The 16,271-nt window shown below is 62.3% G+C and carries 18 protein-coding genes and 1 tRNA gene; 6 read left to right on the forward strand and 13 right to left on the reverse strand.

Features of this window, described 5'->3' with window-relative positions; genetic code table 11:
* The first annotated feature begins 344 nt into the window (after positions 1–344).
* Positions 345–533, forward strand: a complete 189-nt coding sequence (locus IE166_RS10875; RefSeq protein WP_189503736.1) for a hypothetical protein — start codon at positions 345–347, stop codon at positions 531–533.
* 3 nt (positions 534–536) lie between these two features.
* Here IE166_RS10875 and IE166_RS10880 read toward each other — a convergent pair whose 3' ends face one another.
* On the reverse strand, positions 537–944 hold the full coding sequence (locus IE166_RS10880) for a hypothetical protein (RefSeq protein ID WP_189503738.1): 408 nt from the start codon (positions 942–944) through the stop codon (positions 537–539).
* Positions 945–1,044: 100 nt separating this feature from the next.
* Between IE166_RS10880 and IE166_RS10885 the strand changes: the two genes are divergently transcribed.
* From IE166_RS10885 to IE166_RS10895, 3 genes are read left to right on the forward strand one after another with little or no spacing between them, the layout of a single operon-like run.
* A complete protein-coding gene (locus tag IE166_RS10885; protein WP_189503740.1) occupies positions 1,045–1,386 on the forward strand; it encodes a DUF952 domain-containing protein in 342 nt (113 codons plus the stop codon).
* The gene (locus IE166_RS10890) at positions 1,386–2,453 is read left to right on the forward strand and encodes a quinone-dependent dihydroorotate dehydrogenase (protein WP_189503742.1); all 1,068 of its coding nucleotides are present in this window, start codon (positions 1,386–1,388) and stop codon (positions 2,451–2,453) included. Before IE166_RS10885 ends, IE166_RS10890 begins: the two co-directional genes overlap by 1 nt.
* A gap of 39 nt (positions 2,454–2,492) precedes the next feature.
* Positions 2,493–3,392 carry a histone deacetylase family protein gene (locus IE166_RS10895; RefSeq protein ID WP_189503744.1) on the forward strand — a complete coding sequence of 300 codons (900 nt, stop codon included), beginning with the start codon at positions 2,493–2,495 and terminating at the stop codon, positions 3,390–3,392.
* On the opposite strand, the gene IE166_RS10900 is transcribed toward IE166_RS10895, so the two are convergent.
* A complete protein-coding gene (locus tag IE166_RS10900; RefSeq protein WP_189503746.1) occupies positions 3,389–3,655 on the reverse strand; it encodes a DUF6460 domain-containing protein in 267 nt (88 codons plus the stop codon). The two genes, IE166_RS10895 and IE166_RS10900, sit on opposite strands and share 4 nt — an antisense overlap.
* A 124-nt stretch (positions 3,656–3,779) precedes the next feature.
* Between IE166_RS10900 and IE166_RS10905 the strand changes: the two genes are divergently transcribed.
* Positions 3,780–3,853 (forward strand) — tRNA-Gly (locus tag IE166_RS10905).
* Positions 3,854–3,870: 17 nt separating this feature from the next.
* Here the strand turns inward: IE166_RS10905 and IE166_RS10910 are convergent.
* The 5 genes from IE166_RS10910 to IE166_RS10930 all read right to left on the reverse strand — a co-directional run bounded on the left by IE166_RS10910 (position 3,871) and on the right by IE166_RS10930 (position 7,909).
* The gene (locus IE166_RS10910; RefSeq protein WP_210312962.1) at positions 3,871–4,554 is read right to left on the reverse strand and encodes a hypothetical protein; all 684 of its coding nucleotides are present in this window, start codon (positions 4,552–4,554) and stop codon (positions 3,871–3,873) included.
* A 156-nt stretch (positions 4,555–4,710) separates the two neighbouring features.
* The gene (locus tag IE166_RS10915) at positions 4,711–5,031 is read right to left on the reverse strand and encodes a protamine-2 (modular protein) (protein WP_189503750.1); all 321 of its coding nucleotides are present in this window, start codon (positions 5,029–5,031) and stop codon (positions 4,711–4,713) included.
* Between the two features lie 106 nt (positions 5,032–5,137).
* A complete protein-coding gene (locus tag IE166_RS10920) occupies positions 5,138–5,857 on the reverse strand; it encodes a Crp/Fnr family transcriptional regulator (protein WP_189503752.1) in 720 nt (239 codons plus the stop codon).
* A 115-nt stretch (positions 5,858–5,972) separates the two neighbouring features.
* Positions 5,973–7,409, reverse strand: a complete 1,437-nt coding sequence (locus IE166_RS10925) for a PepSY-associated TM helix domain-containing protein (protein WP_189503754.1) — start codon at positions 7,407–7,409, stop codon at positions 5,973–5,975.
* 137 nt (positions 7,410–7,546) lie between these two features.
* Positions 7,547–7,909, reverse strand: a complete 363-nt coding sequence (locus IE166_RS10930; protein WP_189503756.1) for a hypothetical protein — start codon at positions 7,907–7,909, stop codon at positions 7,547–7,549.
* Positions 7,910–8,157: 248 nt separating this feature from the next.
* On the opposite strand from IE166_RS10930, the gene IE166_RS10935 reads away from it, so the two are divergent.
* Positions 8,158–8,877: an SH3 domain-containing protein gene (locus tag IE166_RS10935; RefSeq protein WP_189503758.1), complete on the forward strand. Its 720-nt coding sequence runs from the start codon at positions 8,158–8,160 to the stop codon at positions 8,875–8,877.
* 57 nt (positions 8,878–8,934) lie between these two features.
* Here IE166_RS10935 and IE166_RS10940 read toward each other — a convergent pair whose 3' ends face one another.
* The 6 genes from IE166_RS10940 to IE166_RS10965 form a co-directional block, all read right to left on the reverse strand.
* Positions 8,935–9,285 carry a DUF779 domain-containing protein gene (locus tag IE166_RS10940; protein ID WP_189503760.1) on the reverse strand — a complete coding sequence of 117 codons (351 nt, stop codon included), beginning with the start codon at positions 9,283–9,285 and terminating at the stop codon, positions 8,935–8,937.
* 57 nt (positions 9,286–9,342) lie between these two features.
* Positions 9,343–10,860: an aldehyde dehydrogenase gene (gene adh / locus IE166_RS10945; protein ID WP_189503762.1), complete on the reverse strand. Its 1,518-nt coding sequence runs from the start codon at positions 10,858–10,860 to the stop codon at positions 9,343–9,345.
* A 140-nt stretch (positions 10,861–11,000) separates the two neighbouring features.
* Positions 11,001–11,963, reverse strand: a complete 963-nt coding sequence (locus tag IE166_RS10950) for a helix-turn-helix domain-containing protein (RefSeq protein ID WP_189503764.1) — start codon at positions 11,961–11,963, stop codon at positions 11,001–11,003.
* Positions 11,964–12,070: 107 nt separating this feature from the next.
* Positions 12,071–13,420, reverse strand: a complete 1,350-nt coding sequence (locus IE166_RS10955) for an FAD/NAD(P)-binding protein (RefSeq protein ID WP_189503766.1) — start codon at positions 13,418–13,420, stop codon at positions 12,071–12,073.
* A gap of 66 nt (positions 13,421–13,486) precedes the next feature.
* A complete protein-coding gene (locus IE166_RS10960; protein WP_189503768.1) occupies positions 13,487–14,356 on the reverse strand; it encodes an aldo/keto reductase in 870 nt (289 codons plus the stop codon).
* Positions 14,357–14,446: 90 nt separating this feature from the next.
* Positions 14,447–16,159 (reverse strand): HAD family hydrolase, encoded by a 1,713-nt coding sequence (locus IE166_RS10965; protein ID WP_189503770.1) that lies wholly within the window; start codon positions 16,157–16,159, stop codon positions 14,447–14,449.
* Positions 16,160–16,271 lie beyond the last annotated feature (112 nt).

A 16,271-nucleotide genomic window follows, 5' to 3' on the forward strand; every position in this document is an offset into this window, starting at 1 on the left:
CGGATCGCCGAAGACCACCTGCTGCATGCATGCCCTTTTCAAGCACATAGCGCAGGATCCGCCCTTCGTCGCGGGGCAGACAGCATCGCTTGCTCCACTTTGCTCGTATCACGAGAATTGTGATCGTATCCGGCCGACTCCTCTAGGCAGGGCGGCGCCTGTTGGGGAACCTCGCTGGCAAGCTGACGTTTGCAATAACAAGGAGGACGCCATGACCCCGACACCGCCACAACCTTTTCCGGAGCCAGCCCCCGGTCCGCATCCCGGCCCCAGCCCCATACCAGACCCTGCACCAGATCCGTCTCCCGTTCCTGGCCCACGCCCGACACCGATCTGAGGATGATATGAGCGATCCAAAACGCCCCATTCCCGACCACGAGCCCGGTCCCCTGCCGCCGGATCTGGAGCCGATCCCGCAGAAGGAACCGCCTTTACCGGAGGGTACGCCCGATCCGGCACCGGGTCCGGATCAAGCGCCGGCCGAGTTTCCTGGCAGAGGACCGGACAGCAACGAGCCTGTCGAAGCGATCTGAGGATCAGGTTCGGTCCGGCTGCGACTTGGGGTCGGACTCGAACTCTCTGACGATGCCCATGAAGCCGCGGAGGAACCGTTCCATCCGGTGCAACCCCTTGTCGAACTCTTCATCCGCCGCGACGTCCGTGCTTTTCTGCTGACGTTCCAAGGTGGCGATACGCGCCTCCAAACGGTCGATCCGCGCATGCAAACCGTCTGCCTGATCCGTGCCGGCGGCTGCTTCGTCGGCGGCCATGCGGCAAACCAGCTGCGTATCACGCTCTTCGCAGATCGACATCGCGCCGGTCTGCGTGTTCAGCCTGACATAGCCGTGCTCGGTCTTTTCCAGACGGAAGGTCTCGGAACCTTGCGCCTGTGCGGTGGCCCCGAGGCCAAGGAGAAGCGCGAAGCTCAAACTAGTCTTGTGCATGGAAGGGTCTCCTTCTCGATCAAACTTTTCTAACGGCTTTTTGCGCCGGAAATGCGTCACCCAGCTTTCGCGACTTGTTAGCCCAGCCTATAGCAGCGCCATGACCATCTATAAGATCACACCCCGTGCGCTTTGGCAGCAGGCCGAAGCGGCTGGCGAGTTCACCGGGGCTCCGGTCGATGAGGCCGACGGCTTCATCCACTTTTCTACCGCCGAACAGGTCAAGGAAACGGCTGCCAAGCACTTTGCCGGCCAAAGCGATCTGCTGCTCGCCGCCATCGATGAAGCCGCACTCGGCAAGGACTTGCGCTACGAACCCTCGCGAGGCGGCGCGCTGTTCCCGCATCTTTATGCGCCGCTGCCTCTGTCAGCCGTGTTGTGGGTCAAGCCCCTGCCCGCCAATGAAAACGGAACCCACGCCTTCCCTGATCTGGACGCCTAATGATCGACTTGTTCGCGCTTGGCCGAAGCACCTTGTTCCGCCTTGATCCCGAAACCGCACACGGGCTGTCCATCGCCGGCCTAAAAACCGGCCTTGTCCCGGCCTGCACGGTCAATGACAGCCGCCTGAAGACCACGGTGGCTGGTCTCTCCTTTCCCAACCCGCTCGGCATGGCCGCCGGCTTCGACAAGAATGCCGAAGTGCCGGATGCGCTTTTAAAGCTTGGCTACGGCTTCGCCGAAGTGGGTACGATCACGCCCAAGCCACAAAGCGGCAATCCCAAACCGCGCATCTTCCGGCTGGTGAAGGACGATGCGGTCATAAACCGGCTCGGCTTCAACAATGAGGGCCATGACGCAGCTTATGCCCGCCTCAGCCGTCGCGCGCGCAAGGGCATCCTCGGCGTCAATATCGGTGCCAACAAGGATAGCGCCGACCGAATGGCGGATTACCGGCTGGGCGTCGCACGTTTCGCCGATCTCGCCTCCTACATCACCGTCAACATCTCCTCGCCCAACACGCCCGGTTTGCGCGGCCTGCAGGACCCGGAAGCGCTGGCACAGCTGCTCGATGTGGTTTGCGAGGAGCGCGCCCGCCAGAGCGCCAAGCCGCCGGTCTTCCTGAAGATCGCGCCGGATCTGGACGATCTCGCGCTCGATGCCATCGCCGAAGCTGTCCTGAAAAGCGGCATCGAGGGGCTGATCGTCTCCAACACCACCATCGCCCGTCCGCCTCTGGCCGATCATCAAAGCAAGGAGACCGGTGGCTTGTCGGGACGGCCCTTGTTTGTGCCATCCACCGTGATCCTCGCCAAGATGCGACAGCGCGTCGGTCCCGCCATGGCGCTGATCGGCGTCGGCGGTGTCGAGTCTGCCGAGACTGCGATCCAGAAGATCCGGGCCGGCGCCGATCTCATGCAGGTTTATACCGGCATGATCTATGGTGGGCCGTCTCTGCCCGGCCGCATCCTTCGCGGCCTGTCGGAACATGCAACCAAGCTCAAACTGACTCAGCTTAGTCAATTGCGCGACAGCGGCGTGAAAGAATGGGCCGAGCGCGCGGCTTGAACCTTGGGCCGCAGGCCATGCGGCCCTATCTCACGGCCGATGCGCCTGCCGATTATCCACCATCCCGATTACGACGCGAAGTTCGACCCTGCTCACCGTTTTCCGATGGGCAAGTACAGCGCGCTCATGCGTGTGCTCGAAGCGCGCGGATTGGTGGAGCGGGATAATCTGCACCAGCCCGAGCTTCTGCATCCGTCGCTGCTGAAGCTCGCCCATAGCCCGGCCTATATCGACCAAGTCGTTGCCTGCGCCGTGCCGCCCGTGATCGAGCGCGATATCGGCTTTCCGGTGAGCGAGCGCGTTTCGCGCCGTGCTCAGCTCGCTACGGCCGGTACGCTGATGGCGGCGCGGATTGCGCTGGAAAGCGGCATCACCTGCAATGCGGCCGGCGGCAGTCATCATGCCCGCCATGCGCAAGGTGCGGGCTTCTGCACCCTCAACGATGTGGCGGTCGCCAGCCTCGCTCTGCTTGCCAACCACGAGGTGCACCGCATCCTGATCGTCGATCTCGACGTGCATCAGGGTGACGGAACGGCGGACATTCTCGGCGGGGAGCGGCGCGCTTTCACCTTTTCCATGCATGGCGCGCGCAACTATCCCATGCAGAAGGCCGTGTCCGACCTCGATGTCCCGCTCGACGATGCTTTGGACGACGGCGCCTATCTCGACATTCTGGCTGAATACCTGCCCGGCCTGCTCCACCAGCAGCCCGACCTCGTTTTCTACAATGCCGGCGTCGATCCTCATCGCGACGATCGGCTTGGCCGCCTATCTCTGACGGATGAGGGTCTGCGCGCCCGCGATCGCTTCGTGATCGACACGGTGCGCGCTGCCGGCATTCCGCTCTGCGGCGTGATCGGCGGTGGCTATTCGCGCGATGTGGAGGAGGTGGCCGCCCGCCACGCCATCCTGTTCGAAACGGCAGCCGACTTCGTCTAGCGCCGGTAGCTCAACAGACGCAGCAGCAGAAACACCGGCACGACGATCGCGGCGCCCAGAAGCAGGTAGCTCGTGAAGCGGTCAAAGGTGGAGAAAGTGAAATCCCAGATCGCCCGGAACGTGTCGGCGAACCAGTAGAAGACGTCCCACGGGCTCCAATCCAGGAAAGCCAGGACCATGCCCACCAGGAGCGACACGACGATCAGCTTGATCAAAACGCGAAAGGGGCTGTCACCCAGAAACCGCGTCACGCCGCCTGACATTGCCTGATCCACTCCATCATCGGACTTGGTCTTGGATAAGCCGCATACAAAGCCAGTCCGGCCGGATCAAGGCAGCACGCAGCTGATTGCGGGCAAGCCTGCCTCATGCTACCGCTATCGTTGTGCGGGTATGATGTAATGGTAGCTTGTCAGCTTCCCAAGCTGAACGCGCGGGTTCGATTCCCGCTACCCGCTCCAACCTCCTGAACAACTGGCTAAGCGCCCGATCTTGAATCGGACGGATGCGGATCGGCATTGCCGCCCATACCGAAGCCGCCTCCCATCCCGCCGCCACCCATACCACCACCTCCGCCCCCCCCTCCCCCGCCGCGCGATCCTTCACCACCGCGCTCACCCTTGCCACGACCGCCGCCTGAACTCGATGGGCGCGCGGGGCCTTGCGCAGGGATCTGCAAATCTGAAGGGATCGGCGCGAGATCGAGTGCATCGCGGATGAAGTCGCGCAGCGAGATGACCAGTTCGTGCGTGTGGACGGTTCGGCCGGCAACCAGGTCGCGAACGGCGCGCTCGGCGAGGCGAACCTGTTCTTCGGTGCCGAGCAGGATGATGTCCGACAGCGTTGCTTCCACGGCATCGCGGATGCGGCGGGGGCGATCCCAGTCGGCATTCCCGTTTTCACCTGGCGCTGTTGCAACACCTTCCGAGTCGATGGCGGGCTCGATCGTTTCTGGAACACGCAAGTCGCGGCGATGGGCGGGGTTGACGCTCAGGTCGCCGGTGAACGAGCCGCCCAGCGTCTTATAGGCTGCAATCAGCGTCCGCAGACGCTCATTGATCTGCCGGTTGAACCGTTCGCGGCGGCGCTGCACCGTGAACATCATCAGCAAGCGAATGCCCATGCTGATGAGCGTAAACAAAGCGAGGCCGATCAGCGTCATCAAGACGCTTTGCCAGGAGCTGAAATCGAAACTGCGCAAAGATGGCCCTCGCTTGGTTGGCCCGAAGGAATTGGGCACCGTCTCTCTAACGCTTAGCCGCGAGATAGTCGCCTGAAACAAAAACCCCGGTACGATGACCGGGGTTTCTTGTTGGCCTTAATAGCCGATCCAGACTCGCTCGCGACGGCAGCGGCGTTCCCAGCGTCCGTGATGGCGGACACGCCGGCAAACCTGACGCGACACCCTGCGGCGACGGCCACGACGGTCGTGACGACGGCCATGCCCACGGCGATCATGACGGCGAAGGTCGCGGTGATCGCGGACTTCCGTGACCTCGGGCGTCGAAGCGTCCAGGTCATCGAGGATGCCGCTCGGCTTTACAACAGCTGCGTCGGCTTCAGTTGGGCCAACGACCTTTGCAACGGCAACAGCGCCGGCAAGACCGAGCAAGCCTGTGAGGAAATGTCGTCTTTCCATGGGAACCTCCATTTCTGTGTTCTTTGGGAAGGCAGATCATAAGGGACCCTGATGACTAGATCCTGAACGATCTCCCAAAAATGCAGGTGGACGGATGCGGCACGCCTTACCGCGGCTTCGGCTCCAGGTTCAGATAGGTCGGGTCAAATTCGCCGATATCGGTCAACTTGCGCCAATCGTGAATCACCACCCGCGACCCATCCCACGATATGGCGTTCGTGGCGCGCAGAGTTTGCATGCTGCGGTTGAGGTGGACGGTCGAGAGGCCGAACATGTCGGCCAGGTCGAGCTGGGTGATGGCCAGATCGAACGACCAGTTCTTAGCCAGACCCACTTCGGACATGCGAAGGTAAAGCTCACAGGCCATATGCGCCAACTTGGCCGGTGGAGGCAGACGTCCCACGACCGAGACAGCCGCACGTGTCAGCGCGGCGTCGGTTACAGTCGTCATCCAAAACAATCTTCCGAGGTGAGGATGCGTTTCCGTCAAACGGATGACCTCGGCATGCGGGATCCAGGCGACAGTGCAAGCGCTTGCGGCCCTCACGCCATGATCCATCTTGGCCAAGAGCATGCCGTTCAGATCAACAAAATCACCGGCAATGTGGACGGCGCTGATCATCCGCTTGCCGCTCCGCAGCAGATGCTCGCGATACGCGATACCTTGCAACAATACACAGCTTTGCGTGGGCCGACTGCCTTGCCGAACAATGGGGGTCCGCACTGCGATGGTTTCCTGGCGATGGGTCATCCGTTCGAGCACGGATTTCTCTTCATCGGACAGGCTGTCTCGCCGCTGAAGATAGGTGATGAGTGGATGTGGCATTCTGTCCCCCTCAGAGCCGAATGCACACTGTAAGCCAGCGTTCCAAAATGAAAAGCTTGCCTCATCAAAGGAGCTGCGCGCGGCTTGGCTTGGCCCACGCGCAGCATGGGTGTGGTTAGGCGGCAGCCGGTGGCTGAGCCATGCGCCAGCGGAGAATATCAACCAGAACAAACGCGACGACACTGACACCCAGAACGGGCAGCGCCCAGCCAAGGACCACCACCGTGACCAGCATGATGGCTTTCCAGGTGATGTTCAGCCGAAGCCAGCTTTGCACGAGCGTATGCGGCAAGGCGCCAGGCTTGGGCCGATGCCGCCACCAGATGCGGTAACCGTAGATCACCACGGCCACGAGGCTGATGCCGAGTACCGCGAGTACAAGCTGGTTCACGATGCCGAACAGCAGGCCCATATGCGCCGCAATGCCCCATTGCACGAGCTTGGCGCTGATCGGGAACGTCACGAAGTCGGCGCGGCTCGTCACGGCCATCGTGTTCGGATTGATCGCGACCGTGTCGACTTGGCTTGGCCAGGCGCGATCATATTCCCGCACCACCCAGGCTGAACCGGGCTTCGGCACCTTGATTTCTAGCATCGGCGAATCGATGCCGCCTGCCTTCGCGGCAGTCAGCACTTCATCCAATCTGGTTGAAGGATCGTCCGCCGGCATTACCATCCCCGGCGTATGATGGTGAGCATGACCGCCCGCCGCTGCCGCATTGTGTTCAGCATGTTCGCCGCCGGTGTCGCTCAGCGCGCCTTCGAGCGATGTGGAAACCGTCGGCGTGATCCAGCCCATCGTGTTGCGCAGATCGTCGATCCGCGCTCCGGCCCATTGCGACCAGGTCAGCCCCGTCGCAGACAGGAAAAGGAGGCCGAGCGACAGCACGACGCCAATGATGCCGTGTTTGTGATGCAGTTGCAGGCTCTTGTTGGCCGGTTGCTGATTGGCGAGCTTTCCGGTGGAGCGCCACAGCCACAACAGTACGCCGCCCAGCGTCAGGATCCACAGCCAGGACGCGGCAAGCTCGCTATAGGCACGGCCGAGATCGCCCAGCATGATGCTTCGATGCAGGTAATCGAGCGTCGTGCGGAACGGCAGGATGCCGCTGGTTCCGTAAGCGATCAGGTCGCCCTTGATGTCGAGGGTCACCGGATCGACGAAGATCGCCCGGCTTTCGGAAGCGCCGAGTGCGGGATCCGTAAACATCACCCGCGTGGTCATGCCGGGTCCGGTGGTGGGACGCACAGCCGATAAGGTTGGCGCGTCGCCGATATAGGTCCGCGCGGCCTGCACCTGCGCGGCCAGAGGCTGCGGCTCGCCGGTCGAGGTTGTCGTGAGTTGCTCGCGATAAAGCCAGGTCTCGATCTGGGGGGTCAGGGCATAAAGCGTGCCGGTGATCGCCGCGACGATCAGGAAGGGGCCGACAAACAGGCCGACATAGAAGTGAAAGCGCGAGATGAACGCCTTGAAACTCGAACCGTGTTGCGGAACGGCATGCGGCGCTACGCCGGTTGAATGACCGGTGGTGTGAGACGAAGCGAGGCTCATGGCTGCGCTCCGTTGTGGACGAATGGGCTGTATAGACCTGGCTGGTTGAACGCTTGCAGGCACACGGCCTCGCACAGCGCCCGCACAATGAAGTGGGACATGGATGGTCTCCGGATGAACGATCAAGAATGGGAACGTCAGGCGGATAACGACGGCGGCCCCGTGGGAAACAGGGGCGCGCCGGAGAAACGGAGAACCAAGCGTTCGCCGGGATTGCCGATGAAATCGATGTCGACGGCGTTGGTCCAGGCATAGATGCCCCCATCTCCGGGGATTGGTGCCAGCACGGCCACCCCGACACCGCAAAGTGTGCCGCAGGGACAAGAATGATCGAGCGGCGAAGGCGGCGCGCCGTCTTGATGCGAGACAATCGTGGTCGTGCTTGTTCCGTGACAGATAACGGTGGTGCGCTCGTTGCTGACCAGCACATTGGAAGCGCATAGCCAAGCAGAAAGCAGCACCTGCACGAGGACGAACGTCGCCGTCAGCGCAGCAGCCATGCCGCCCGCCCAACGATCATCCAGAAGCTGCCTCATCCCTCGCATATCCTGTGATCGCAGATGGCGCGCGGTTTGTCATTGTCCGGGCGCAACCAATTTGCGCAGTTACTCGATCGTTTGCATTGAAAGGCAAGCCGCACCAGATGAACGGAACCTGACCCAGGCATTCAGCTTCGGCTTAGATGCTGTTGGGTAGAAGGAACCAAAGCGCAGCCAGTTGGTTTGCGGCCAATACGAAAGAGGTACCTATGAATAAGAAGATCTTGGGTGCGGCTGCCTTGGTTGTGGCCGCGGGTCTCCCCGGCATCGCATCGGCGGCTTCCACGGCCATCGCGACCACGAACGTCAATCTGCGCGCGGGTCCGTCCACCGAGTATCCGGCCGTCAACATCGTTCAGGCCGGCTACAGCGTGCGCGTTTACGGCTGCCTCAGCAATCGCTCCTGGTGCGACGTGTCTTATGGCCCACAGCGCGGCTGGATGTCGTCCAATTATCTCGCTTACGTCCAGAACGGCCGCCGTTACACCGGCGAACGCGTCGTCGGCTATATCGGCGCACCAACCATCGGCTTCTCTGTAGGCAGCTACTGGGATGATCACTACCGCGGCCGCTCCTTCTATCGCGACCGCGACCGTTGGGATCGCCGTGGTGGATGGGACCGTCCGCGCCCGCCGCGCGATGACTGGCGCGATCGCCGGGACCGCCGCGAAGATTGGGAAGACCGCCGCGAGCGTCGTGGTGACTGGGAAGACCGTCGTGACGATCGCGACCGTCGCGCCGGCTGGGATGAGCGCCGGGATCGCGGCGAAGACCGTGGCCGCGACGAGCGCCGGGATGATCGTGGCCCAGGCCCCGACCGTCGCCCCGAGCCGCGCGATGAACGTGTCGATCGCGGTGAAGATCGTCGTCCCGATGGTGGCGGAGAACGCGTGATCCGCAGGTATGAGCAGGATCGCTTCAAGCAGTAAGCAGAAAGCAAAAAGGCGGGGCTTTGGTCCCGCCTTTTTCTTTGCCCGCAACTGCCGTCAGGAAACCGCGCAGACTGTCGATCGCGTCAGGAAGCGCTTCTCCCGGCCATTGTCCAACGAGAACATGCCGCCACGGCCGGGTACTACGTCTATGATGAGGTCGCTGTTCTTCCACACTTCGTAGTTTGCCGCTCCGATATAGAACGGCGTGCCGTCGATCTCGCCCAGAAGCACATCGTGGTCGCCGATCAGGAACTCGCCGCGCGCATAACACATCGGCGAAGATCCATCGCAGCAGCCGCCGGACTGATGAAACAGCACCGGGCCATGCTCGGCAATGATCTCGGCCAGCAGCTCCCTTGCAGCATGCGTGGCCGAAACCTTGTTGAGCGAGGTGTGCGCCGACATCAATTACCTTTCAAGAAACAGGCTACGCCGGAAAGACGTCGCCCGTACGCGTATCGCTCAGAAGAAGCCGAGCTTCTTCGGGCTGTAAGACACCAGCATGTTCTTGGTCTGCTGGTAGTGATCGAGCATCATCTTGTGCGTTTCGCGTCCGATGCCGGACTGCTTGTAGCCGCCGAAGGCCGCGTGGGCGGGATAGGCATGATAGCAGTTCGTCCACACACGGCCCGCATGGATGGCGCGGCCGAAGCGGTAAGCGCGCGTGCCGTCACGGGTCCAGATGCCGGCGCCAAGGCCGTAGAGCGTGTCATTGGCGATCGACAGCGCTTCCTCATCGTCCTTGAAGGTCGTGACCGACACCACCGGCCCGAAGATTTCCTCTTGGAAGACGCGCATTTTGTTGTGGCCCTTGAAGACCGTCGGCTTGACGTAATAGCCGCCAGCCAGATCGCCTTCGAGATTGGCGCGCTCGCCACCCGTCAGCACTTCCGCGCCTTCCTGACGGCCGATGTCGAAATAGCCGAGGATCTTGTCCAACTGCTCCTGCGAGGCCTGCGCACCCAACATGGTGGCGGGATCGAGCGGGTCGCCCTGCACGATGGCATCGACGCGCTTCAGGGCCTTTTCGATGAACTTGTCGTAGATCTTCTCATGCACGAGCGCGCGGCTCGGGCAGGTGCAGACCTCGCCCTGGTTCAACGCAAACATCACGAAGCCCTCGATCGCCTTGTCGAGGAAGTCGTCGTCATCGGCTGCCGTGTCTTCGAAGAAGATGTTGGGCGACTTGCCGCCGAGTTCCAGCGTCACCGGAATGAGGTTCTGGCTGGCATATTGCATGATCAGCCGGCCGGTCGAGGTTTCGCCGGTAAAGGCGATCTTGGCGATACGGTTCGACGACGCTAGCGGCTTGCCGGCCTCGAGGCCGAAGCCGTTGACGATGTTGAGCACGCCGGCCGGCAGAAGATCACCGATCAGGTCAGCCCACAGCATGATGGTGGCCGGCGTTTGTTCGGCTGGCTTCAGCACCACGCAGTTGCCGGCGGCTAGGGCGGGCGCCAGCTTCCAGCAGGCCATCAGCAGCGGGAAGTTCCAGGGAATGATCTGGCCGACGACGCCGAGCGGCTCATGGAAGTGGTAGGCGACCGTGTCGTGATCGATCTCGGAAATACCGCCTTCCTGCGACCTTAGTACGCCGGCAAAGTACCGGAAATGGTCGATCGCGAGTGGCACGTCTGCTGCGGTCGTTTCGCGGATCGGCTTGCCGTTGTCCCAGGTCTCTGCCAGCGCCAGCAGGTCGAGATTTTCTTCCATGCGGTCAGCGATCTTGAGCAGCGCGCTGGCGCGTTCCTGTGGGCTGGTGCGACCCCAAGCATCCTTTGCCTTGTGAGCGGCGTCGAGCGCGGCTTCCACGTCGGCAGCTTCGGAGCGCGCGACTTCGCCGAGCGGACGGCCTGTCACCGGCGAGATGTTTTCGAAATAGCGGCCGGATTTCGGTGCGACCCATTCGCCGCCGATGAAATTGTCATAGCGCTTGGCAAAGGGGACCTTGGCCGCGCGCAGAAATTCAGGCTTGTTCATGATGACCTCCCAGATGAACACGCGCCTTTAGGCGCTTAGGCAGGAGCATCGTCGGCAAAGCGAAACCTGTCATCTCTCCCGAGCCTCCAGGGGATAAGGAGTGTCGCAGATCTGAGACAGGGTGCAGTGCGGAAGGTGATCTAGTGCGGCCGCTCGAGCCCGGTCTTGTTCAGCTTGCGATGCATGGTGGCCCGGCTGATGCCGAGCAGCTTGGCCGCAGCCGAAACATTGCCGCCGGCGCGCGCCAAGGCACGCTGCAATACGCCACGCTCGGCATCCGTGAGGTCCTCGGCGCGCTGACCACCAAGTAGCTCGGAGGCCGGCAACGTTCCCAAAAGAACCTCGTCGGACAGGCCGAGTGCTTGGCGCGCGACCCGCGTCGCACCAACCACCATGTCGTCGGCATCGAGCGCCAGCAGCCCTCCTCCCGCTTTGTCCGCTGTTGGTGCAACCACGATGCGGGCACTTGGAAAAGCCAGCCGGAAGGTCTCGGCTTCGATCCGCCGCGCGGCATCGGCAACCGCCACCGCAATCAGGCTTGCAAACCCTTCCGTCAGATCAGCGCGGCAGGACGATACGTCGAGTGCGGCCGCCAGCCGTCCCTGATGATCGAAGATCGGCGCGGTGGTGCAAGACATCAGCGTATTGCGCGAGAAGAAATGCTGGTCGCGGTGGATCGTCAGTGCCCTCTGCTCAACCAGGCAGGTGCCGATCCCGTTCGTGCCTTCCGAGCGCTCGCTCCAGACAGTACCGGTCCAAAGACCCCATTCATCAAAGGTCTCGTCGTCGCCGGCAGCACCACGGCGCTCCAACGGAATACCGTCGCGATCGGCCAGAAGTACGCAACAGCCGACGCCGCCAACAGCCTGATACAACCGGTCGAGACTGGCTTGCGCGGCATAAAGCAGCGGCTCGATGCGCTGGCGCGCATGCCGCAACTCGGCCGATGTCAGCCGTTGCGGCGGAGCGGACGCTGCGGGATCGAGATGATGCAAAGCCAGCGAGCGCTGCCATGATGCGACCAGCGCCGAGCGCGCCGCTTCGTTGGAAGCGATCGCCGCCTGCACGCGGTTCGTGTGTTGCGCGATGTGTGTTCCGACCACGGTCTCCTCCCGTTGCCTGCGAATGCCCTACTGCTTCCGTTCAACTCCGATTGTCATGCCTGTTGCCGGCGGTCTCCTCCCAACCGGCAACCGAGCTTAGCCTGCGTTCAGCCGTCTGGACAAGCACCATCCATCGGCTGCGCATCGCCTGCCAGACGCTGCGCCAGATCTGCGACCTGGCCGCGAATATCGGGAATGGCGATGATCTCCCAGAAGCACCCCGCCGTGATCGGTCCCACGGCAAAAAGCCGATCGGAAACGGAGCCATCGCCACGGATCGTCGCGCCTTCCGGCGTGACATGGATGCCAAGACCGAGAGGGTCGCGATGAAGGATGCCCGCATCGCGCAGTTCGGCCAGCAGCGGGTTGTGGGTCCTGGCGAGATCGCCGCTGGCGCCACGGCATTCGATCACGAGACGCGCCTCGATGCGCTGTTCCTGGTGGGTGCCCCGCTTCTCGATCGTCACGACGGCGCCTTCGCTGCTGCCTTCCACAGCAGCCACGCGAGCGCTGATGATGCGTAATTGGCCGTCCGCCTGTGCGGCCGCCAAACGCGCATAAATCTGCGGCGCCATACGGTGGCGATGAACATCCCAGAAGGGACGGACATGGCGCAGGAAGCGCTGGTGGTCCTTATCGGAAAGACCTTGCCACAGCGCCTGCGTGTGGGGCCGAAGGCTATCCACCACCCCGCGCCAATCAAAACCTTCGGCCTGTTTCTGAAGCACACGCTTTCGCAGCCAGCGGACCATGCCGATCAGATCAGTCTGTTTGGGCACGTCCGCCGCGTCCAACTCCAGCGGCTCCACAGAGCGATGCGGCTGGGGGAGTAAGCCCCGCCGCGAGATGGCCGTGATAGGACCCTTGTGGCCTCGATCCAGAAGCGACACCACGGCATCCACCATGGACAGGCCGGTGCCGACGATGGCGATGGGCGCATCATCGGACAAAGACGGTATTGGCGCGTTGGACCAGCCGACGTGCCGCCAAGGTACATCAGGCAACGAAGGCGCTTCGTTACCAGTGGCAAGGATCGCCGCTTCGGCAGTATATCGCTCGCCATCCTTGGTCACGGCCGAAACGCTGGCACCGTCCTCATCGAGCGTCGCGACGTCGCTGCGCACCCATTCAAAGCGAGGCGTGTTCAGAAAGGGCGCAATGAGGCTCTGGAGATAATCGCGGTATAAACGGCGCGGCACATAGGAGTGTCCCGTCCAGCCGCCTTCCGGTTTCCATCGGTCGACATGGCCGATCCAATCCTTGAAGTGGCTGGGTTGATCGGGGAATGCGCTCATACGCTCGGCGCGAACATTCAGGAGATGGCCTGGATGCTCCGTGCCGTAAGCAATGCCGGCGGCAAGGTCGCCGCGTTCAAACAGGACGACCTTTTCAACCTGCGGCCGTGATAGAAGCTGGACGGCGGCCAGAACACCACTGGCTCCGCCGCCGATCACCATGAATGTTCTCAGAACCGCCTCCAGATCGCAAATTTCATCCCGTTATTGCGACCTGGATGAAGGAAATCAACCTTTACGGCCTTCCTCGTCCAGCGAATCGAACTCGCCTTCAGTCAGGGAAATGGCCGCGCCGGCGACGTTCTCCTCAAGGTGCCTCACCTTCGACGTGCCGGGGATCGGCAGCATCACCGGCGAGCGCTTCAGGATCCAGGCGAGCGCAATCTGGCTCGGTGAAGCCCCATGCTCGCGTGCGATCGTGTCGAGGATGCTTCCTTCAACCGCGAGGTCGCCGGACGCCAGCGGCGCCCAGGGAATGAAGCCGATCTTGTTGGCCTCGCAATAATCGAGAACATCCTCGCTGCCGCGCGCCACCAGATTGTAGCGGTTCTGCACAGTCGCTACCGGAAACACCTTCGAGGCCGCCTCGATTTCTTCCACCGACACTTCGCTCAGACCCGCATAGCGGATGATGCCCTGGTCGATCAGCGACTTGATTGCATCGAACTGCTCGCTGCGATCGACATCTGAGTCGATGCGGTGCAACTGCCAGAGGTCGATCTGCTCGACGCCGAGCTTCTTCAGGCTCTTCTTGGCTTCTTCGATGAGGTGCTCGGGATTGCCCTTCGGGGTCCAGATATTCGGGCCTTCGCGCGTCAAGCCGCCCTTGGTGGCGATTAGCATGTCGCTGCCATAAGGATGCAGCGCTTCGCGGATCAACTCTTCCGACACGTCCGGTCCGTAGGAATTGGCGGTGTCGATCAGGTTGATGCCGAGCTCGGGCACCCGCTTCAGCGTGCGGATGCTTTCTTCGCGATCTTCGGGCGGACCCCATATGCCGGGACCGGTGATCCGCATGGCGCCGAAGCCGAGGCGGTTGACGGTGATCGAACCGCCGATGGAGAATTGGCCGGACTTTGCCGCGTCGAGTTCGGGCATGGTACGCTTCCTTCTGCTTGGGATTGCAGCCTTACATAGGAAGCGGACCGGCTCGTGTAAGGGCGATTGCCCGGTTGGACGACCCCTCCCTTATTCCGGAGCGGCCTCCGGCGCTGTGTAACGGCGGCGCACGGCTTCGATGATGCCCTTGCGCGTATCGTCCGGCGACAGGCTATCATCCCGCTCGATGGCGCGCGCTTCTTCCGCCATCTCGTCGTCGCGAAGCTGCTTCTTGAACCAGGTCGAGAAATCACCGGCGCGCAGATGGTGCAGCCAGGTTTCTTCGTCGATCCCTTCCGCGACCTGGACGAAGATCATGAGGTTCTGGATGCGCAGGTTCATCTTGTCGCCTGGGCCACGGAAATAGAAGCTGCCCTGCTCGTTGAGCGTGCCGACCGCATATTTGCGCGAATGGCGCTTGCGCGATTGCAGCGGCTTGATCGGCGTGATCGGGCGCGGCGCGTCCTCACCATCGGGGCGCCAGAACAGCACCTGCTCATCCGATGCAGGCTTCACGCCCGCAGGCATGTCGCGGCCCGTCATGGCGCAGAACTTCTTGATGACCTTGTCGCCTTCCGGCCCCAGCGCGATCACCGCCGTAGCGAGCTTCAGCGCATCAGCCGACACGGAATCCGGATGCACGGTGATCATTATCATGCCGGGGAAACGCACCGACAGCACCAGCGGCGTATCTTCGCGGCGCTTGGGCATGAGGTGATGCGTTTCATCGACGATCAGCCAATGCGGTCGGGCGCAGCGCGAACGAAGCCGGCCGAGTTCAGGCAGGAAGTCGGTGAAGAAGGGCGGGCGCTCATCCAGACCCAGCGCCAGCGTACTCACCACGATGTTGGTGCGGCTTTGCTCCAGCAGTTGCAGGGCCTGTTCCTTGGTGGGCGCAGCCTCGCCGTCGCCAACCACGACCGCATGTTCCAGCCCGTCATAATCGCCTTCCGGGTCGAACACGCAAAACTGGAAATCCTTTTCCACGAAGCGCTCAGTCAGTGCCGTCGCCAGCGTGGACTTGCCGATGCCGGACGTTCCGGCGATCAGCACCGTGTCAGTCGGCCAAAGCTCGACGGGCGTATCATCGTCGTTGCAGCCAACGGCAACCGCCTGCTTCTGCACCAGCGGTTCCTCGCCGCCCTTCTTCAGCACGCGGTCGATCAGGTTCTCCACCGCGCGCCCTCGCTCCGAGCGCATCACGAGGTCGGCCGTTTCTTTCAGGGCCGGAATGGCGTTGGCAACCGCAACCCCAAGCCCGCAGCGGCGCAGCAGCGCATGATCGTTTTCGGCATCACCAATGCCGATGACGTTGTGTGCGGAAAAGCCGAGATCATCGAGCGCGGCATCGAGGCCCGTCGCTTTGTTGACCCCGCTTTGCAGGATCATCACAGCGCTCTTGTTGAAGATGATTTCCAGTTCCAGACCCTGTTCGCGGATGAGGTCCAGCGCCGTATTCTGATGCGGCTCCCAGGTGGCGACGATGGCGCGCCCTACCGACATGCGGTCTACGCCGCGGTCCTTTAGCGCCTCGATAAAAGCCGGCGGCGGCGGCGTGGCGATCACGCGCTCTTCCTCGCTGGCCGGCGTATAGATCAGCGCGCCGTTTTCCGCGACGATCTTGTCGAACAGCTTGAACTCTGGAAAGCATTCCTTCAGGTCCGGCAGCTCGCGGCCGGTGACCAGGATGAGCTTGCGCCCGCTTTCCTTGAACCGCTTCAGCGCCGCCAACGTTTCGGCAGAAACCTTACCGTGGGTGGCAAGCGTTCCGTCATAGTCCGTCGCCAGCGCGATATAATACATCCGTTCTCCGATCAGGCAGCCTTTGTTGATGCATCAACGCGCCGCGCTCAGATCAGTTACAGCTAATGCTGCCGGAGCGCGATCACACTCTGTTCAGAGCGCTGTGTTCGGT

Source organism: Tianweitania populi, assembly GCF_014652875.1.
Classification (GTDB): domain Bacteria; phylum Pseudomonadota; class Alphaproteobacteria; order Rhizobiales; family Rhizobiaceae; genus Tianweitania; species Tianweitania populi.